This window comes from Rhizobium sp. 05L419 (genome assembly GCF_056397845.1).
Genome location: NZ_JBFTOF010000001.1, coordinates 99,556 through 118,263 on the forward strand (window position 1 = coordinate 99,556; position 18,708 = coordinate 118,263).

Sequence of the window (18,708 nt, forward strand, 5' to 3'; positions counted from 1 at the left end):
TCAGGTACCTACGCCGATTTCGGCGAGGCGGCCGAGGCAGGCCTCCTCGATGTTGTTGAGCTCTGCCAGCGTGTCATCGATATCCTTGCGCTTCTGGCGCAACTCATCACGCTTTTCGTCGACGCGCGCCATCAGAAGCTTGAGCTGGCCGAGCTCGCCCGGCGGCTCCTTGTAGACCTGAATGATCTCGCGTATCTCGGCGATGGTGAAACCAATGCGGCGGCCGCGCAATATTTCCTGAATGAGTCGCCGGTCGGCCGGGCGGAACAGGCGCGTGCGCCCCCGCCGCTCCGGGTGGATCAATCCCTCGTCTTCATAGAATCTGAGCGTACGGGTCGATACGCCGAATTCGCGCGTCAATTCCGTGATGCTATAGTACTTGCTAACCGGCATAGGTCCCCCAATAGTGAGGGATCCATAATATTGACTTTTACGTAATAGTCAATTTGTGCACATCGTATCCAAGCCGGCTAAATTCCGAACCACCAGGTGGCAATCCCCAGGAATGCGAAAAAGCCCGTGCAGTCCGTGACCGTGGTGACGAACACCGACGAGGCAATTGCCGGATCGGCGCCGAGCTTGTCCAGAAGCAGCGGCAGAAGAATCCCTGCAAGAGCGGCTGCAAACAGATTGATGATCATCGCCGCACCGATGACGAAGCCGAGCTGATAGTCGTGAAACCATGTTGCCGCGATCGCGCCCATGATCACCGAGAACATCGCGCCGTTGGCAATGCCGACCGCTGCCTCCCTGCGGATGATGCGGCCGGCGTTGTAGATGTCGATGTCGCCAGTCGCCAGGGCGCGCACCGTCACCGTCATCGTCTGCGTGCCAGCATTGCCGCCCATCGATGCGACGATCGGCATCAGCACGGCAAGGGCAATCATCCTTTCGATCGATTCGTCAAACAGCCCGATGACGCTTGCCGAGAGCAGCGCCGTTCCAAGATTGATCAGCAACCAGAGAAAGCGCGATCGCACCGTCGAGATGACGTTGTCGGAGAGCTCTTCGTCACCGACACCGCCGAGGCGTTTGATATCCTCGTCGGCCTCTTCGTGAATGACGTCCACAACGTCGTCGATAGTGAGCACGCCCACGAGCCTGTCGTTCTCGTCGACGACCGCGGCGGACAGAAGGTCGTACTGCTCGAAGAGCTGGGCGGCTTCCTCCTGGTCCATCTCGGCGGGAATCGGATGATTCGTCTCGCGCATGATGGTTTCGATCTTCGACTGTCGCTTTGTGCGCAGGATCTTGTCGAGGTCGACGGCGCCGAGCAGCTTGAATGTCGGATCGATGACGAAAATCTGCGAGAAGGAGTAAGGCAGGTTCTCTTCGTCGCGCATGTAGTCGATCGTCTGACCAACGGTCCAGAACGGTGGAACGGCGACGAATTCCGTCTGCATACGGCGTCCGGCCGAGCTTTCGGGATAGTCGAGCGCGCGGCGCAGACGTACGCGTTCGGTAAACGGCAGCTGCGCCAGGATCTCTTCGCGGTCCTCCTTGTCGAGATCCTCGAGGATGTAGACGGCGTCATCCGAATCGAGTTCACCGATTGCCGCGGCGATCTGGTCGTTCGGCATCTGGTCGACGATCTCACGACGGATCGCCTCGTCGACCTCGGTGAGCGCCGTCATATCGAACTGATCGCCAAGCAGACGCACAAGCGCCAGGCGCTGGTCCGGCTGGATCGATTCGAGCAGGTCGCCTATTTCGGATTCGTGCAGGCGCGCAACGTGCTGACGCAGGAAAAGGGTATCGCGGTCGGCGATGGCGGCGCCAACCAGAGCGAGGAAGTCACCTCGGACGTGACCGTTCTCATCGTAGATGTCGGCTTCGCTGTCCTCCGGACGCGTGCGGACGAGCTCTTCTGCTTCGTTCGTCATCCTTTGCCGCCCTCGCATCTGATTCGAAGCTCGACACCTTCGAAACGCCGGAATTGTCTCGTGCTAGCCGAAAGCCGCTAGCGCGTCCAGCCGCAAACACTTCGCCGGGATGACAATCTGCCTGTCTATCGGTAGTTTCCGCGCATCTTGAATCAGGAGCATCTTTCGTGCCCGTCCGCCCCATTCTGCGCTTTCCTCATGCCGGCCTGAAAGCCATCTGCGAGCCGGTTGCCATCTTCGACGATAACCTCCGTGCGCTTGCCGCCGATTTGCTGGATACCATGCGCGCCGCCCCCGGCGTCGGGGTCACGGCAGCTCATATCGGGGTGTTGCAACGGGTAGCCGTGATCGAGCTTAGCCGCGACGACGGCGTGCGCTGCTACATAAACCCGGAGATCGTTTGGCTATCGCAAGAGACGATCCGCCATATCGAAGGCAGCGTTTCCATGCAGGGGATGACGGACGACGTGACACGAGCAAAAGCGATCCGGTTTCGCTACCACGACCTCGACGGCCTGCCGCACGAGGAAGGGGCCGATGGCTTTCTTGCCGTCTGCATTCAGCACGAGATCGACCAGCTTGACGGGATCTTCTGGCTGCAGCGTCTCTCCAAGCTGAAACGCGACAGGTTGATCAAGAAGTGGGAAAAAACAGGCGTCGCCTGAACTACCCCGCTTACATTTCGGCCGGCGCTGGCTCCGGCAGCCGCGGGCGCTCCGGCTTCGGTATCCGCGACATAAGCTCCTCGGGCGTCACGAGGCCGCCCGAGATTAGAAGCTTGGCAGCATCCTCCGGCGACATGTCGAGAAACACGATCTTCTCGCGCGGCACGAAGATCAGAAACCCGGCCGTGGGCACCGGTGTCGGCGGCAGGAAGACACTGACCATGTCGTGGCCCATCGCCTTGAACTTCGATGCGATCTCGCCCTTCGCGTCCGTTGCGACAAACACAAGCGACCACAATCCGGCGCTTGGATATTCGATGAGGCCGACCTTCTTGAAGGAATTGCTGCGCTCCTTCAGCACGGTCTCGAAAATCTGCTTCACGCTCTTGTAGATGACGCGGACCAGCGGCACGCGCCGCACCAGGGATTCACTGAACTGAACGATGGATTGACCGATCAGATTCTTGCCGAGGAACCCGATGAGCGTGATCATGATCAGCGCAATCAGAAGCCCGGAACCCGGAACGGCGAAATTCAGATAGTTGTCCGGGTCATAGCGGGCCGGCAGGTAAGGCTTCACCCAGCTATCCGCCCAGCGGACCACGGACCAGGTGAGCCACAGCGTGATCGCAATCGGGGCGCAAATGATCACGCCGGCCAGAAAATTGTTTCTGATCCGCGCGGCGACCGACAATCGGGGCATTTTTTCCGTCATCGTTTGCTGATGAACTCCGTTTGAGCATACCGGCAATCGGAAATCAGTGCCCCCGTGACTTCCACGGCAAAGCTGCCAGAATTCACCGCGCCATACAAGCCTTCGCGGCTGGCCTCACTCTACCGTGACCGATTTGGCGAGATTGCGCGGCTGGTCGACATCCGTCCCCATGAAGACGGCCGTGTGATAGGCAAGCAGCTGAATCGGCAACGAGAAAATCATCGGCGCGATAATCTCGTCGACGTTGGGCAAGACGATCGTCGCCATGGTCGGCAGCTTGGAAGCCGCCGCCCCAGCCTCGTCGGTGATGAAGATGATGCGGCCGCCGCGGGCCGCGACCTCCTGCATGTTGGAGACCGTCTTCTCGAAGAACCGGTCATAGGGGGCGATCACGATAACCGGCATATTCTCGTCGATCAGCGCGATCGGCCCGTGCTTCAGCTCGCCGGCGGCATAGCCCTCTGCATGAATATAGGAGATTTCCTTTAGCTTCAGGGCGCCTTCCATGGCGAGCGGAAAGCTCGTGCCGCGACCGAGATAGAGAACGTCGCGGCATTTCGAAAGCTCGCGCGAAAGGCTTTCCATCTGCGGCTGGATCGTGTTCAGCACGTGGCTCATGATGCGCGGCATTTCCGCCAGATGGCGAACGAGTTCCCTTTCCTGCTCGGCGCTGATCGTTCCCCTTGCCTTTCCGGCACCGAGCGCCAGCGATGCGAGAACGGCAAGCTGGCAGGTGAAGGCCTTTGTCGAGGCGACGCCGATCTCCGGCCCGGCCATAATCGGGAAAGCGGCATCAGCCTCACGGGCGATCGTCGATTCCTGGACGTTTACCACCGCGCCGATCTTCAGCCCGTGCTCCTTGCAATAGCGCAGCGATGCCAGCGTATCGGCGGTTTCCCCCGACTGGGAGATGAAGAGGGCTGCCTGCGTCGGCGACAGCGGCATTTCGCGGTAGCGGAACTCCGAGGCGACATCGATCTCGACGGGCAGACGCGCGTAGCGCTCGAACCAGTATTTGCCGACGAGGCCGGCCAGGTAGGCAGTGCCGCACGCGGAAATGGCGAGGCTGGTCGTGGCCTTGAAGTCGATCGCTGCCGCGTTGGCGCTGACGGTGTTGCTGGCGAAATCCACGTAGTGGCTGAGGGCATGGGAAATGACTTCCGGCTGCTCATAGATTTCCTTCTCCATGAAATGCCGGTGATTGCCCTTGTCGACGACATAGGCGGTCGTCTGGGAAATCTGCCGCGGCCGCTCGATCTGCTTGCCTGCATAGTCCAGGATCGACGCGCCGTCTTTCGTCAGGACAGCCCAGTCTCCATCGACGAGGTAAGTGATTTCGTTGGTAAAGGGCGAAAGCGCGATAGCATCGGAACCAAGGAACATTTCGCCCTTTCCATAGCCGATGGCAAGCGGCGGGCCGGAGCGGGCCGCCATGATTGTACCTGGATCGCTCTGCAGCATCACGGCGAGCGCATAGGCTCCGCTCACGCGATTGAGCATCCTCATCATCGCAGTGCGGGGTTCGAGCCCATCCCGCAGGTATTTCGCGATCAGGTGAGCGACGACCTCGGTGTCGGTCTGCGTGTGGAAGATCGCACCTTCCGCCGTCAGCTCGTCGCGCAGCTCGGAAAAGTTCTCGATGATGCCGTTGTGGACGACGGCAACGCCTTCCACGAAATGTGGATGCGCGTTGGTCTCGTTGGGTACGCCATGCGTCGCCCAGCGGGTGTGGGCTATGCCGGTCGTGCCCGCCAGAGGTTCGGCATCAAGGCGCTTCTCGAGATTGAAGAGCTTTCCTTCGGCGCGGCGGCGCTCCAGTGCGCCGTTGTGAATGGTCGCAACGCCGGCAGAATCATAGCCGCGATACTCGAGCCGCTTCAGCGCATCTACAAGACGCCCTGCGACCGGACTGTTTCCAACGATCCCAACAATTCCACACATACAAATCCCCAGAGCCTTCCGTTTCGGAGGCAAGTCGTAGCTATTTTCTGTTGTTTCTCAATCGGCTCGGCGGTCACTTTCGATTTCCAGCCGTTACGAAAGTCCGTCAGCCCCTGGCCTTCTTCGCTGCCTTGATGGCAATCGCGCGCTCACGCAGCACGGCCGCGCGGCCGGGTTTCACTTCCTGGCGCGCACGCCCCAGCGCCAACGCATCTGCAGGCACATCGGAGGTGATGACGCTGCCGGATCCGACATAGGCGTTGTCGCCGATTGTGACGGGCGCCACGAGCGACGAGTTCGAGCCGATAAAGGCATTTTCGCCGATCAGCGTCTCGCTCTTGTTGACGCCATCATAGTTACACGTAACCGTTCCCGCTCCGATGTTCGCACCGGCGCCGATCTTCGCATCCCCGATATAGGTCAGGTGATTGACCTTAGCACCCTCGCCAATCTTGCCGTTCTTGACTTCGCAGAAATTGCCGACTTTCGCACCGGCTGCCAAATCGGCGCCCGGTCGCAGCCGAGCGAACGGACCGACCGTCGCGCCGGCGCTGACACGCGCACCTTCGATATGGGAGAAGGCATGAATGACCGCACCGCCCTCGATCACGCTGCCGGAACCGAAAATGACATTCGGCTCGATCAGCGCGTCCTGCCCGATAACCGTGTCGTAGGACAGGAACACTGTTTCGGGCGCAATCATGGTGACGCCCGATACCATCAGCTCATGCCGGCGGCGTTCCTGCCACAGGCGTTCGACCACTGCGAGTTCGGCGCGGTTGTTGCAGCCGGTCATTTCGACCTCCGGCGCATCGACCGCCGTCACGCGCCCACCGAGCGAACGGGCGATCTCGACTAGATCGGTCAGATAATATTCGCCCTTTGCATTGCTGTTGCCGATGCGAGACAAAAGATCAAGCGCCTTGCGGCCGTTGATCGCCATAAGGCCGCTGTTGCACCAGGTGACAGCGCGCTCGGCATCCGTCGCGTCCTTCTCCTCGCGGATGGCGATCAGCTCGCCGTCCTTGACGAGCAGGCGACCGTAGCCGGTCGGCCTGTCCGTGTGAAACCCGATGACAACGATATCGCTTCCATCCGCAAGGCCCTGACGCGCGGCCTTCAACGGACCTTCCGTCTGCAGTGGGACGTCGCCGTAGGTGACAATGATTTCGTCATAACCGCAGGCAATAGCATCCCTTGCCGCAAGAACCGCATGGCCGGTGCCGAGGCGTTCCTTTTGAAGGTACGTCTCGATCGCGACGCCGCCGACACCTGCAGCTTCTGCCACCTCTTCCGCATTGCGTCCGACGACAAGTGCTACGGAGGCGATACCAGTCTTTGCCACGGCATCGACGACATGGGCGATCATCGGACGGTTCGCCACGGAGTGCAGAACCTTGGACTTCGACGATTTCATTCGCGTGCTGTCACCTGCGGCGAGAATGACGGCAAGGCAGGTACGTTCCATGGTCTGCTCCAAGATTGCGTTAAAGGCAGCGCTTTGCAGCCTCATAGCAGCAAGACAAACGACGGACAAAGGTCAAAATGGATCAGGCGAGAGTCTTGTTCATCGACGCATAGGATTCGCGCACGTGGTTGCGACCCTCGACGATGACCGCTTCCATGGCCTTGCGGGCGCCTTGAACGTCCCTGCCCACGACCGCCTTGACAATGCGCATGTGCGTGTTCGCGATGTTGGAAAAGCCGTTCTGCGAGGGCGGTGTACTGATCCGGAACATGCCGACAAGGGCGGCTTCGATCAAACTGCCCAGCGTGTGCATAAACGGATTGTGGGCAGCATCGGCAATCGCCAGATGAAAGCGCAGGTCGGCAAGAGCGAGACTTTCGGTCGTATGGCCGGGCTGCGCCATCTCCAGCGCGAGGCTGGTGAGTTGCTCGATGTCGATTCCACTTGCGCGCTCCGCCGCCAGGCCCGCCGCAAAGGGCTCGACCGCAAGACGAATATCATAGAGCTGCAACAGGAACTCTTCTGTGACGCCATTGTCGAAATGCCAGGCAATGACCTCGCTGTCGAACATGTTCCATTGGTTCTTTTCGGTCACCCGCGTGCCGACGCGCGCCTTGGCGACGATCATGCCCTTGGCAGCCAGCGTCTTCATCGTCTCGCGAAGGACGGTCCGCGACACCTTGAACCGCTGCGCAAGTTCCAGATCACCGGGCAGAATGCTTCCTACGGGATAGGTTCCTGCGACGATCGCCCGACCGAGTTCATCCACCACCTGCGCATGGCTGGTGCGCGATCTCCGCTGCATCTTTCCCGTATCAAGCATTCGATTTCGCAAGCAACCCCCTCCGTCAGGCATACCTCTTGTTCAAACGAGACAGGAACAGAATTCCTTTCTGCAGCAGGATGAATGCAAAAAGCAGCAAGCCGATCAGTATCTTCGTCCACCAGCTGGAAAGTGTTCCGTCGAAGGTGATGTAGGTCTGAATAAGCCCCTGGATGAGAAGCCCGATAAAGGTTCCCGCCACAAATCCCGCTCCTCCCGTCAGCAGTGTCCCCCCGATGACCACTGCCGCGATCGCATCGAGTTCGACGCCGACCGCTGCCAAGGAATAGCCGGCGGACGTATAAAGCGAAAAAACGATTCCGGATAGACCTGCGAGGAAGCCCGACAGGGCGTATATCTGAATCGTCGTGCGTCCGACCGGAACGCCCATCAACTGCGCCGTCTGCGCACCGCCGCCAAGCGCATAGACGTTGGTTCCGAAGCGGGTTCTGTGCGCGATGAATATGCCTGCGGCAAAAACAAGCAGCATGACAATCCCGACCAGCGTCAGGCGCCCTCCGCCCGGCAGCTTGTAGTAAAGCCCCGACAGCGTCGTGTAGTAGTCATGGTTGATCGGGATGCTGTCGATCGACAGCACGAAGGCCATGCCACGGGCCAGGAACATGCCCGCGAGCGTCACGATGAAGGCCGGCATCTGCAGATAATGGATCACCGCGCCCATCGCGCCGCCGAATGCCGTGGTGATCACGAGCACCAGCGCGAAGGCGAGCAGCGGATGGATGGTGGTGTTTTGCAGGATGACTGCCAGGAAGACGCCGGTGAAGGCAATCACCGACCCGAGCGACAGGTCGATGCCACCCGAAATGATCACGAAGGTCATGCCGACCGCCGCGATGCCGAGAAAAGCATTGTCGGTCAGCAGGTTACCGATCACGCGCGTCGACAACATGTTCGGATACTGCAGCGCGCAGACCGCATAGGACAGAACGAAGATCACGATCGTCGCCAGCAGGGGCAGGTATTTCGAGTTCATTTCTGGAGTTCCCCTCTCAGGCTCGGCCGGCGTCCCAGGAAGGTTGCAGCCGATTGCACCGCAGGCGACTGGATGACCAGAATGACAAGCACGATCACCGCCTTGATGATCAGGTTGAACTCGGGCGGGAAGCCCGACAGCAGAATGCCGGTGTTGACCGCCTGGATGATCATCGCACCGATCAGGGAGCCGATGATGCTGAACCGACCGCCAAGCAGAGAATTGCCGCCGACGACCACCGCCAGGATGGCATCGAGCTCAAGCCACAGACCGGCATTGTTCGCGTCCGCTCCCTTGATATCGGCTGCAACGATGATGCCCGCGATCGCCGCACAGAGCCCGCTCAGTACGTAGACCGCCATCAGCAGAACCGGCGTTCTCACGCCGGACAGCGTGCTCGCATGCCTGTTGATGCCGGTGGCCTCGATCAGCATCCCAAGCGCAGTCCGCCTTACCAACAGCGTGACAAGCGCTCCGACAACCAGCCAGATCACAACAGGCATGGGCATGAAGGCGAAGGATCCGCTGCCGAAGAAGATCAATCCGTCGTCGTTGAAGGTCATGATCACGCCCTCGGTGATCAACTGGGCAATGCCGCGGCCGGCAACCATCAGAACCAGCGTCGCGATGATCGGCTGAATGTTGAGGATCGCGACCAGAAAGCCATTCCACGCTCCGCAGGCTAGCCCCACGAGTATGGTCACGACCAATGTCCAGACGAGCGAGTTGCCCGAGACGATCGACGATGCAGCCACTGCTCCACAGATCGCGATGACCGCGCCGACCGACAGGTCGATGCCTTTCGTCGCGATCACCAGCGTCATGCCGATTGCCAACAGCGCAACCGGCGCGCCGCGGTTCAGCACATCGATTATGCTGCCATACAGCCGGCCATTCTGAATGGTTACATTAAAAAACTGAGGAAACATGATGAAATTCAAAAGAAGAATGACAGCCAAAGCAATCAGCTGCGGCGCAAGACGAACGAGCAGCGCCTTTTGTGAGGAAGTCATGCGTCCTCCGTCCTTTTCTGCACGGCGGCGATCGCCTGCACGATCCGTGTGGTGCTGACATTGTCGCCGGTCAATTCGGCCACATGCTCCCGGTCCCGCAATACCAGGATACGTGAACTATAGGCTATAAGCTCTTCCAATTCCGATGAAATCACAATCAACGACATGCCTTTTTCACACAATTCCTCGATTAGGCGGATGATCTCGGCGTGGGCGCCGACGTCGATGCCGCGCGTGGGCTCGTCCAGGATCAGGAAATCCGGGTTGGTTGCCAGCCACCGGGCGAGGATAGCCTTCTGCTGGTTGCCTCCCGACAGCAGGCGGATCGGCTTTTCCCGATCCGTGGTGCGGATATCGAGCGCCTTGATGTATTGGTCTGCCAGCGCGTTCTGCTCGCCGCGCGAGAGGGGTCTCGCCCACCCCCTGCGGGCCTGCAGTGCCAGCGCGATGTTTTCACGGATCGACAGGTCGCCGATGATGCCGTCCGTCTTGCGGTCTTCCGGGCAGAAGCCGAAGCCATTGCGGATCGCAGCCCGAGGGCTCGACAACGAGACCGGCTTGCCATCCACCTTCGCAGTACCGCTGTCGGCATGCTCGATACCGAACAGCAGTTCGGCCGTCTCGGTCCTTCCGGAACCAAGCAGGCCGGCGATACCGACAACTTCGCCAACACGAACCTGAAGGTCGAATGGCTTCACCTTGCCGCGCTTGCCAAAGCCCTCAAAGCTGTATTTCACGGGTCCGGCGGCTATCGTGCGCTCCTTGGCGGCGGCTTCGACATGCGCCAGTTCGTGACCCAACATCATCGAGATCAACGCTTGTCGCGGCAGTTCGGCCGCGTCGCGCGTGCCGACCAGCCTGCCATTTCGCAAAACGGTGATGCGATCGCTGATTTCATAGACCTGCTCCAGGAAATGCGTAATGAAGACAATTCCCAATCCGCGTTTCTTCAGGTCTCGCATGATGCGGAACAGCATGGCGACTTCCTGCGCATCGAGACTTGCCGTCGGCTCGTCGAGAATGAGAACCTTGCCGGACAGATCGACTGCGCGCGCTATGGCAATGACTTGTTGGACGGCGACCGAAAAGCGATCGAGTTGCGCGGTCACATCGATGTCGACGCCGTATTCCCGAAGCAGCGCGCTGGCCTGCCTGTTCATGGCGCGAACGTCGATCATGCCGAAGCGCTTCGGCTGGCGCCCGATGAAAAGATTTTCGGCGACGCTCAGATTCGGCAGGAGATTGACCTCCTGGTAAACTGTTCCGATGCCGAGCTTCTGGGCGGCGAGCGTATCAGCTGGATCGATCTCGGCGCCCTCCAGAATCAGGCTGCCTTCGTCGCGGCGATACGCACCGGTAATGCACTTGATCAGGGTCGATTTGCCGGCGCCGTTTTCACCGAGCAAGGCGTGCACCTCGCCCTTGCGCAGGGTGAAGTCGACCTTGTCGAGCGCAACCGCGCCGGGGAAGAATTTCGATACCCCGGATGCGGCAAGGACGTTCTCGAAATCGTGAATCATGAAGGCACTTTTTCCTGATATTGACCCATATTGCCGCGCCTTAGCCGGACATGATGCCCGGCAAAGCTCAGGCAGTTCCGCACCGGCCCATGACGGGCCGGTGCGGTTCCAACATCAGATCAGTAGCCGAGCCCCTTCTTGGACTCGTAGACCTTCTTCGGGTCGTCAGCCTGAGTGTAGAGCTTCGATTCCGTCTGGATCCACTTCGGCGGAGCCTTCTTGTCCTTGAGGTAGGCGTCGAGAGCGTCGAATGCCGGACCAGCCATGTTCGGCGTCAGTTCGACGGTCGCGTTGGCCTCGCCGGCTTCCATGGCCTTGAAGATGTCAGGAACGGAGTCGATCGAGACAACGAGGATATCCTTGCCTGGCTTCAGGCCGGCTTCCTTGATTGCCTGGATACCGCCGACGGCCATGTCGTCGTTGTGTGCGTAGAGAGCGCAGATGTCCTTGCCGCCGTTCTCAGCTTTCAAGAAGCTCTCCATGACTTCCTTGCCCTTGGTGCGGGTGAAGTCGCCGGTCTGGCTGCGAACGATCTTGAAGTTCGACTTGCCTGCGATGGCTTCCTCGAAGCCCTTCTTGCGGGCGATTGCCGGCGACGAGCCGGTGGTGCCCTGAAGTTCAACGATGTCGCATTTCTTGTCGCCGACCGTCTTTACCAGCCAGTCGCCGGCAACCTTGCCCTCGTGAACCTGATCGGAGGTAACAGCCGTTAGGTAGAGGTCCTCAGGTGCCTTGATGTTGCGGTCAAGCAGGATGACCGGGATATCGGCTTCCTTGGCTTCCTTCAGGACGGCGTCCCAGCCGGTCTCGACGACGGGGGCGAGAAGGATGGCGTTGACGCCCTGAGCGATGAAGGAGCGGATCGCCTTGATCTGGTTTTCCTGCTTCTGCTGGGCATCGGCGAATTTCAGGTCGATGCCGCGCTTCTTCGCTTGTTCCTTGGTGACGGTCGTTTCAGCAGCGCGCCAACCGGATTCCGAGCCGATCTGCGAAAATCCCACAACGAGCTCGGCAGCGGAGGCCGAACCGAACATGCAAGCAGCAAGAATCGTGGCACTCAAGAGTGCAGTCTTCAATTTCATGATTTCCTCCCAAAGCCGCCTCTTAGCGGCACACGTAAGGAAAATCATATAGTATTACTTTTGTAAATGGACATTGTTGCATGCAGTGCAGCAAAAAGGGCGCCCGACGGGGGCGCCCTTTCGCATCTGCTAATTGAAGTAGCCGGTTTACTTCGGCAACTTGTCGTCAACGCCTTCGACGTAGAAGTTCATACCGAGCAATGTACCATCATCGGCCTTTTCGCCAGCCTTCAGCCATGGCGTTCCGTCCTGCTTGTTGATCGGGCCGGTGAACGGATGCAGTTCACCCGACTTGATCTTGGCTTCGGTTTCCTGGGCCATCTTCTTCACGTCGTCTGGCATGTTGGTATAGTCCGCCATCTTGAGGATGCCGTCCTTCAATCCATCCCAGCTCTGCTCGGACTTCCAGGTGCCGTCCAGGAGCGCGTGAACGCGCTTGGAGTAGTAGTTGCCCCAAGTGTCGACGATCGCGGTCAGCTGAGCCTTCGGGCCGGCTGCGATCATGTCGGAAGCCTGGCCGAATGCGTGGATGCCACGCTCTTCGGCAACCTGCATCGGCGCAGTGGTATCGGTGTGCTGCGTCAGCACGTCCACGCCCTGGTCGACCATTGCCTTTGCGGCATCGGCTTCCTTGCCAGGGTCAAACCAGGTGTTCACCCAGATGACCTTGAGCTTGAAGTCCGGATCGATCGATTTGGCGCCCTGCTCGAAGGCGTTGATGCCCATGACCACTTCCGGAATCGGGAAGGAGGCGATGTAGGCGGCGCCGTGGTTCTTCGACGTCTTTGCTGCGATCTGACCAAGGATGTAGCGGCCTTCATAGAAGCGCGAGTTGTAGGTTGCGAGATTCGGACCAGACTTGTAGCCGGTGCCGTGCTCGAACTTTACTTTCGGGAACTTGGCGGCAACCTTGACCGTCGCGTCCATGAAGCCGAAGGACGTGGTGAAGATCAGTTTGCAGCCAGAGCGGGCGAGACGCTCAATGGCGCGCTCGGCATCCGGGCCTTCCGGCACGTTTTCAAGATACGGTGTGTCGATCTTGTCACCGAATTCCTTCTGGATCTGCTGACGTCCAAGATCGTGCGCCTGCGAATAGCCGCCGTCCGTGTGCGAGCCGACGTAAACGAAGCAAATCTTCGTCTTGTCCGCGGCCTGGGCGGCGGTGCCGACGCTCAGGATCGCAGCTGCCGAGGTAGCTAAGGCGAATGCTAGTTTTTTCATGATAACCCCTGTTGGTTTGAGTTTCCGGATGCCCGTCTCATTTTTGTGTTTAACGTTCCGGGACGAAAGGCTTTCCCAGCGACGCAGGCGTATTGATCAACGTTGTGCGGCGATTATGAGAAATGATGACAAGAACTACAATAGTCGCCGCATAGGGCAGCATCGACAGGAACTGCGCCGGGATACCGACGCCAAAGGCCTGCGCGTGCAGCTGCAGGATCGTGACGGCCCCGAAGAGGTAGCCGCCGGCGAAGACGCGCCATGGACGCCAGGACGCGAAAACCACCAGCGCCAGCGTGATCCAGCCGCGACCGGACGACATGTTCTCAACCCATTGCGGTGTGTATACCAGCGACAGCTGCGCGCCCGCCAGGCCAGCGCAGGAGCCGCCGAACATTACGGCGAGATAGCGGGTGCGAACAACGTTGATGCCGAGCGCATGAGCGGAGCCGTGGCTATCGCCGATCGCACGGAGCTTGAGGCCCGTGCGGCTGCGGAACAGGAACCAGCTGACCCCGAGGAGAAGCGCAACCGACAGATAGACCGTCAGATCCTGCCTGAACAGGACGGACCCCAGAAGCGGAATATCGGAGAGGTATGGGATGACGATCGGCGCGAGGCGAACGCCCGGCACGCTGACGTAGCCCTCGCCCAGCATACCGGATACTCCGAGACCAAGGATCGTCAACGCCAAGCCGGTCGCCACCTGGTTGGCGACGAGCGTGAGCGTCAGAAAACCGAAGAGCAGCGAGAAAAGGGCGCCCGCGCCGATCCCGGCCAGCAGCCCGATGTAAGGCGAGCCCGTAGCCTGCGCGCCAGCGAAGGCCGCAACGGCACCCATGATCATCATGCCCTCGATGCCGAGATTGAGCACGCCCGATCTCTCGGCCACCAGTTCGCCCAGGGCTGCGATGACGAGTGGCGTCGAAGCCGTGATGACGGTCAGAAGGATTGCTTCGAAAATGCTCATGCGAGGCCTCCCCGCAACCGCGACCAGACGATGCGGATCTTGTAGTAGATCAGCGTATCGCAGGAGAGCACGAAGAAAAGCAGCAGGCCCTGGAAGACGCGGGTGACCTTGTCAGACACGCCGATCGAAAGCTGTGCCGCTTCGCCGCCGAGATAGGTCAGCGCCAGCACCAATCCCGATGCGATAATGCCGAGCGGGTTGAGGCGGCCGAGAAACGCAACGATGATCGCCGTGAAACCGTAGCCGGGCGATATGGCCGGCTGCAGGTGGCCGATCGAGCCGGACACCTCGGAAATTCCGGCAAGTCCCGCGAGCGCGCCGGAAAACAGAAAGCTGAACCAGATCATCTTCTTCGACGAGAAACCGGCAAAACGCCCTGCCCGCTCGGATTGGCCAAGCACCACGATCTCGAAGCCTCTCAGGGTGAATTTCAGCATGAACCAGACGAGAATGGCGGCAATGATGGCGAAAACGAAAGCCCAGTGCGCGCGGCCGGACTCCTCCCAGATCGCGGGCAATGTTGCCTCCGGTGCGAACGGCACGCTTTCGGGGAAATTGAAGCCCTGAGGGTTGCGCCATGCGCCACGGATCAGCCAATCGAGGAAAAGCTGCGCAATATAGACCAGCATCAGGCTCGTCAGGATCTCATTGGTGTTGAAGTGCGCCTTTAGAAGTGCCGGGATGGCGGCGAAAAGCGCGCCTCCTATCGCTCCCATGACCAGCATCAGCGGCAGCACCATCGGCGAATGCCACTCGGTGAACAGGATCGGCAGTGTGGAGCCGGCAATCGCGCCCATCGTAAACTGGCCTTCGGCACCGATATTCCAGTTGTTGGAGCGATAACAGACCGCAAGCCCAACCGCGATCAAGATCAGGGGCGCTGCCTTGACAGCCAATTCGTGCAGCGACCAGACTTCTAGCAGCGGCTCGAGGAAGAAGGCGTCCAGCGCCTCGACCGGATCCTTGCCGAGAATCGCAAACATGATCGCACCGGCGATCAGTGTCAGCGCCAGTGCCAGCAGGGGCGATACGAAACCGTACAGCCGCGAAGCCTGAGGCCGCTTTTCGAGTTCAATGCGCATTGTCCGTCTCCGGTGCGGTCGTGCTTTCGTGCAGGCCGCCCATCAAGAGGCCGATCTTTTCGCGCGACAATTCGCCGGCTGCAAAGGGCTGCGACAAGCGCCCCTCGGAGATGACTGCGATTTCGGTCGCAACCTCGAATATCTCGTCGAGGTCCTGGCTGATGACGACCACGGCGGAACCGTTGCGCGCCAAATCGACCAGCGCTTGTCGAATGCGGCTCGCCGCCCCGGCGTCGACACCCCAGGTCGGCTGGTTGACGACCAGCACCGCGGGCTGGCGATCGAGCTCGCGGCCGACGATGAACTTCTGCAGGTTGCCGCCGGAAAGCGAGCCGGCGGCAGGATCCTCGCCGCTCTTTCGCACGTCCATCTCTTGGGAGATGCGCCTGGTCGCGATCCTCACCGCGCTACGGCGAATGATCTTCAGAAAGCCGCCGCCAAGGAACGCCTTGCGGTCGGATTGGCTACGCGCCAGCACCAGATTGTCAGACAGCTTCATGGCAGAGACGGCAGCGTGGCCGTGGCGTTCTTCGGGAACGAAGCCGGCGCCGAGCAGACGACGGGCGGTAATTCCGAGGGTCCCGACCGGCTTGCTGCGGATGGTGACCGCGGCAGATGTCGAAACCGGATATTCGCCGGACAGCGAATCGAAAAGCTCACCCTGGCCGTTCCCGGCAACACCGGCGATCGCAAGTATTTCACCCGACCGCACGGCCAGAGACACATCCTTGAGCGGCATGGCGAAAGGGGTGCGAGCCGCAACGGACAGATTTGAAACCGCGAGCTGGACGTCGCCCTTATTGCCGCGATCCGGGTGCGTGACGGTGGCAACGTCGTTGCCGACCATCATGCGGGCGAGCGAGGCCGGGGTCTCCTGACGCGGGTCGCAGGCGCCCGTCACCTTGCCATGACGAAGGACGGTGGCGCGATCGCAGATGCGCTGCACCTCTTCAAGGCGATGGCTGATATAGAGGACGGAGCGGCCCTCAGCCTTAAGCTTGAACAGCGTTTCAAAAAGCCTGTCGGCTTCCTGTGGCGTCAGCACCGAGGTCGGTTCGTCGAGAATGATGAGCTTGGGGTTCTGCAGAAGCGCGCGCACGATCTCGATGCGCTGGCGCTCGCCGACGGAAAGATCGGCGACATGGGCGTGCGGATCGAGAGGCAGGCCGTAGGCGCGCGAAAGCGTCCGTGCCTCTTCGGCGATCCTGCCAATCGGAATGCTGTCGTCCAGGGAAAGCGCGATATTCTCGGCAACCGTCAGCGCCTCGAACAGCGAGAAATGCTGAAAGACCATGCCTATGCCGAGCTTTCGGGCGGCACCCGGCGATGTGATCGATACAGGTCGACCTTCCCACACCACCTGCCCGTGCGTCGGATCGAGAACGCCGAACAGCATCTTGACCAGCGTCGATTTGCCGGCGCCATTTTCGCCGAGAAGAGCGTGGATTTCACCCGGCGCGATATCGAGATCGATCTCGCTACAGGCAGCAAAGCTGCCAAACAGCTTCGTCAGCTTCTGAACCGACAATAACGCGCCGGAAACCGGCACATCCGATGAAGACACGTTCCCCTCATTTCCCGCTGCCGATCTGCCCGTTATGGATCATTCTGGGATCAGCAGTGTAGTTCCGGTCGTTTTTCTTGACTCCAGATCCGTGTGGGCCTGCCCAACCTCACGCAACGGATAGGTTTGGTTGATATTGATACGCACTTTGTTGCTCAAAACAACATCAAATAGCGCGTTTGCACAATCAGTTAGCTCTTGGCGCGTGGCGATGTAGGAGAAAAGCGTGGGACGCGTCGCAAAGAGCGAGCCCTTCTGCGCGAGCATTGCCAGCGTGAAGTTTTCGATCGGTCCGGACGACTGCCCGAAGGACACGAACATGCCAAGCCGTTTCAAACAGTCGAGCGACTGCGGAAAGGTATCGCGGCCGATGGAGTCGTAGACGACATCGACGCCCTTGCCGCCGGTGATCTCCCGAATTCGTTCGACAAAATTCTCCGTGTTGTAGTTGACGACGTGGTCGTAGCCATGGTCGAGCGCCATGCGCACCTTGCTGTCCGATCCCGCGGTACCGATCACCGTTGCGCCCAGCGCTTTCGCCCACTGGCCGGCAATCTGGCCGACGCCGCCAGCCGCCGCGTGGAACAGGATCGTCGTGCCGGGACCGACCTTGAAGGTCCGGTTCAACAGATATTGCGCAGTCATGCCTTTCAGCATCATCGACGCGGCCGTCTCCAGCGAGATGCCATCCGGCACCTTCACGAGATGCTTCGTCTCGATATTGCGCTCGACGCTGTAGGCGCCGTCTGAGCCGGCATAGGCAACGCGATCGCCGAGTTGAAAATCGTCCACACCGGGGCCGATTGCGGTGACTGTGCCGGCAGCCTCCTTGCCCGGCACGAAGGGCATGTGCGGAGCTTTGTAGAGGCCCGTGCGGAAATACACGTCGATGAAGTTCAGGCCGACAGCGGCATGCCTGATCTGGACTTCCCCGGCAGACGGCGGCGACAGATCGACGTCGGCATATTCCAGTACATCAGGCCCGCCGGTCCTGTTCAGCACTATCGCCTTTGTCCTCATCATCGTCCGCCTCCTACCCGTTTCGTCCCAGCGCCGGGAAGAACTGCAAAACGGCGCCGATGCAGTAGAGATAGATGCCGCTCAGAATGAAGAGGACAAGCGCCCAATGCGGGATACTGAAGTGCATCAGGAGCGCGTACATCCCCAGTGCCGACCACAACAGAAAGATACCGAGGTTGAGGGGACGCAGGCGTTGAACGCGGACCGGGTGCAAAAAGTTGATCGGCAGGAACGTCAGGATCACCGACACGGTGACGACGACAAGCGCCGTGGCCGCGCTCGCATCGATGACGAAGAGCGTGAAGACGATCATGTTCCAGACAACAGGGAAGCCAGAGAAAAAATACTCGTCGGTCTTCATGCCCATGTCGGCGTAATAGATGGCACTAGATACGACGATCATCCCCGCCGCGACGAACGACCAGGGCTCGCCGATCATGCCACTCTGATAAAGAGCAAATGCCGGCAGCAGCACATAGGTCACGTAGTCGATGATATTGTCGAGCGTGTCACCAGACCAGTTCGGCAGAACCTCCTTGACCTTGACCTTGCGTGCGATCGGCCCGTCGATCCCATCGACCAGGAGCGCAAGGCCGAGCCACCAGAACATATCGATAAAACGATGTTCTGCGGCCGCCACCACACCGAGAAATGCCAGAAACGAGCCAGAAGCCGTCAAAATATGGACGGAAAAGGCGCGCATCTCCGCATAAGGTACGCGCTTGTACTTGAAAATCTTCATGTTTC

Annotated in this window: 17 protein-coding genes; 1 reads left to right on the forward strand and 16 read right to left on the reverse strand. The window is 59.9% G+C overall.

The window, feature by feature from the left end; translation table 11 throughout:
* Together AC1DMK_RS00520 and mgtE are read right to left on the reverse strand one after the other, a co-directional pair.
* On the reverse strand, positions 1-393 hold the full coding sequence (locus AC1DMK_RS00520) for a MerR family transcriptional regulator (RefSeq protein WP_037061641.1): 393 nt from the start codon (positions 391-393) through the stop codon (positions 1-3).
* Positions 394-470: 77 nt separating this feature from the next.
* A complete protein-coding gene (gene mgtE, locus AC1DMK_RS00525; protein WP_037061639.1) occupies positions 471-1,883 on the reverse strand; it encodes a magnesium transporter in 1,413 nt (470 codons plus the stop codon).
* 167 nt (positions 1,884-2,050) lie between these two features.
* Here mgtE and AC1DMK_RS00530 point away from each other — a divergent pair, with 167 nt between their 5' ends.
* On the forward strand, positions 2,051-2,548 hold the full coding sequence (locus tag AC1DMK_RS00530; RefSeq protein ID WP_477856555.1) for a peptide deformylase: 498 nt from the start codon (positions 2,051-2,053) through the stop codon (positions 2,546-2,548).
* A 10-nt stretch (positions 2,549-2,558) separates the two neighbouring features.
* Here the strand turns inward: AC1DMK_RS00530 and AC1DMK_RS00535 are convergent, their stop codons facing one another.
* The 14 genes from AC1DMK_RS00535 to pcsA form a co-directional block, all read right to left on the reverse strand.
* Entirely contained in the window at positions 2,559-3,263 is a 705-nt protein-coding gene (locus tag AC1DMK_RS00535) for a DUF502 domain-containing protein (protein WP_477856556.1), read from the reverse strand.
* A gap of 114 nt (positions 3,264-3,377) precedes the next feature.
* A complete protein-coding gene (gene glmS, locus AC1DMK_RS00540; protein WP_477856558.1) occupies positions 3,378-5,204 on the reverse strand; it encodes a glutamine--fructose-6-phosphate transaminase (isomerizing) in 1,827 nt (608 codons plus the stop codon).
* Positions 5,205-5,310: 106 nt separating this feature from the next.
* Complete coding sequence (glmU, locus tag AC1DMK_RS00545) at positions 5,311-6,672, reverse strand: bifunctional UDP-N-acetylglucosamine diphosphorylase/glucosamine-1-phosphate N-acetyltransferase GlmU (protein ID WP_477856560.1); 1,362 nt, start codon at positions 6,670-6,672, stop codon at positions 5,311-5,313.
* An 82-nt stretch (positions 6,673-6,754) separates the two neighbouring features.
* On the reverse strand, positions 6,755-7,495 hold the full coding sequence (locus AC1DMK_RS00550; protein WP_477856562.1) for a FadR/GntR family transcriptional regulator: 741 nt from the start codon (positions 7,493-7,495) through the stop codon (positions 6,755-6,757).
* A gap of 25 nt (positions 7,496-7,520) precedes the next feature.
* Entirely contained in the window at positions 7,521-8,489 is a 969-nt protein-coding gene (gene yjfF / locus AC1DMK_RS00555; RefSeq protein WP_037061630.1) for a galactofuranose ABC transporter, permease protein YjfF, read from the reverse strand.
* Entirely contained in the window at positions 8,486-9,502 is a 1,017-nt protein-coding gene (locus AC1DMK_RS00560; RefSeq protein WP_477856564.1) for an ABC transporter permease, read from the reverse strand. The genes yjfF and AC1DMK_RS00560 overlap by 4 nt, the downstream gene beginning before the upstream one ends.
* Complete coding sequence (gene ytfR, locus AC1DMK_RS00565) at positions 9,499-11,022, reverse strand: galactofuranose ABC transporter, ATP-binding protein YtfR (protein WP_477856566.1); 1,524 nt, start codon at positions 11,020-11,022, stop codon at positions 9,499-9,501. The genes AC1DMK_RS00560 and ytfR overlap by 4 nt, the downstream gene beginning before the upstream one ends.
* Positions 11,023-11,141: 119 nt before the next feature.
* Positions 11,142-12,104 carry a galactofuranose ABC transporter, galactofuranose-binding protein YtfQ gene (ytfQ, locus tag AC1DMK_RS00570; protein WP_037061626.1) on the reverse strand — a complete coding sequence of 321 codons (963 nt, stop codon included), beginning with the start codon at positions 12,102-12,104 and terminating at the stop codon, positions 11,142-11,144.
* A gap of 147 nt (positions 12,105-12,251) precedes the next feature.
* Entirely contained in the window at positions 12,252-13,325 is a 1,074-nt protein-coding gene (locus AC1DMK_RS00575; RefSeq protein WP_477856567.1) for a BMP family ABC transporter substrate-binding protein, read from the reverse strand.
* 49 nt (positions 13,326-13,374) lie between these two features.
* Complete coding sequence (locus tag AC1DMK_RS00580; protein WP_037061622.1) at positions 13,375-14,295, reverse strand: ABC transporter permease; 921 nt, start codon at positions 14,293-14,295, stop codon at positions 13,375-13,377.
* Complete coding sequence (locus tag AC1DMK_RS00585) at positions 14,292-15,377, reverse strand: ABC transporter permease (RefSeq protein WP_037061621.1); 1,086 nt, start codon at positions 15,375-15,377, stop codon at positions 14,292-14,294. Before AC1DMK_RS00585 ends, AC1DMK_RS00580 begins: the two co-directional genes overlap by 4 nt.
* The gene (locus tag AC1DMK_RS00590) at positions 15,367-16,941 is read right to left on the reverse strand and encodes an ABC transporter ATP-binding protein (protein WP_037061620.1); all 1,575 of its coding nucleotides are present in this window, start codon (positions 16,939-16,941) and stop codon (positions 15,367-15,369) included. The genes AC1DMK_RS00585 and AC1DMK_RS00590 overlap by 11 nt, the downstream gene beginning before the upstream one ends.
* A 39-nt stretch (positions 16,942-16,980) precedes the next feature.
* Entirely contained in the window at positions 16,981-17,964 is a 984-nt protein-coding gene (locus AC1DMK_RS00595; RefSeq protein ID WP_037061618.1) for a quinone oxidoreductase family protein, read from the reverse strand.
* 10 nt (positions 17,965-17,974) lie between these two features.
* Positions 17,975-18,703 (reverse strand): phosphatidylcholine synthase, encoded by a 729-nt coding sequence (gene pcsA / locus AC1DMK_RS00600; RefSeq protein ID WP_037061616.1) that lies wholly within the window; start codon positions 18,701-18,703, stop codon positions 17,975-17,977.
* Positions 18,704-18,708 lie beyond the last annotated feature (5 nt).

What these genes read in the sequence shown, in the direction of transcription:
- glmU (WP_477856560.1), bottom strand. Translation starts at nt 6,672, where the DNA reads ATGGAACGTACCTGCCTTGCCGTCATTCTCGCCGCAGGTGACAGCACG.
- AC1DMK_RS00595 (WP_037061618.1), bottom strand. Translation starts at nt 17,964, where the DNA reads ATGATGAGGACAAAGGCGATAGTGCTGAACAGGACCGGCGGGCCTGAT.
- pcsA (WP_037061616.1), bottom strand. Translation starts at nt 18,703, where the DNA reads ATGAAGATTTTCAAGTACAAGCGCGTACCTTATGCGGAGATGCGCGCC.
- mgtE (WP_037061639.1), bottom strand. Translation starts at nt 1,883, where the DNA reads ATGACGAACGAAGCAGAAGAGCTCGTCCGCACGCGTCCGGAGGACAGC.
- AC1DMK_RS00560 (WP_477856564.1), bottom strand. Translation starts at nt 9,502, where the DNA reads ATGACTTCCTCACAAAAGGCGCTGCTCGTTCGTCTTGCGCCGCAGCTG.
- AC1DMK_RS00580 (WP_037061622.1), bottom strand. Translation starts at nt 14,295, where the DNA reads ATGAGCATTTTCGAAGCAATCCTTCTGACCGTCATCACGGCTTCGACG.
- ytfR (WP_477856566.1), bottom strand. Translation starts at nt 11,022, where the DNA reads ATGATTCACGATTTCGAGAACGTCCTTGCCGCATCCGGGGTATCGAAA.
- yjfF (WP_037061630.1), bottom strand. Translation starts at nt 8,489, where the DNA reads ATGAACTCGAAATACCTGCCCCTGCTGGCGACGATCGTGATCTTCGTT.
- AC1DMK_RS00535 (WP_477856556.1), bottom strand. Translation starts at nt 3,263, where the DNA reads ATGACGGAAAAAATGCCCCGATTGTCGGTCGCCGCGCGGATCAGAAAC.
- glmS (WP_477856558.1), bottom strand. Translation starts at nt 5,204, where the DNA reads ATGTGTGGAATTGTTGGGATCGTTGGAAACAGTCCGGTCGCAGGGCGT.
- ytfQ (WP_037061626.1), bottom strand. Translation starts at nt 12,104, where the DNA reads ATGAAATTGAAGACTGCACTCTTGAGTGCCACGATTCTTGCTGCTTGC.
- AC1DMK_RS00550 (WP_477856562.1), bottom strand. Translation starts at nt 7,495, where the DNA reads ATGCTTGATACGGGAAAGATGCAGCGGAGATCGCGCACCAGCCATGCG.
- AC1DMK_RS00575 (WP_477856567.1), bottom strand. Translation starts at nt 13,325, where the DNA reads ATGAAAAAACTAGCATTCGCCTTAGCTACCTCGGCAGCTGCGATCCTG.
- AC1DMK_RS00520 (WP_037061641.1), bottom strand. Translation starts at nt 393, where the DNA reads ATGCCGGTTAGCAAGTACTATAGCATCACGGAATTGACGCGCGAATTC.
- AC1DMK_RS00585 (WP_037061621.1), bottom strand. Translation starts at nt 15,377, where the DNA reads ATGCGCATTGAACTCGAAAAGCGGCCTCAGGCTTCGCGGCTGTACGGT.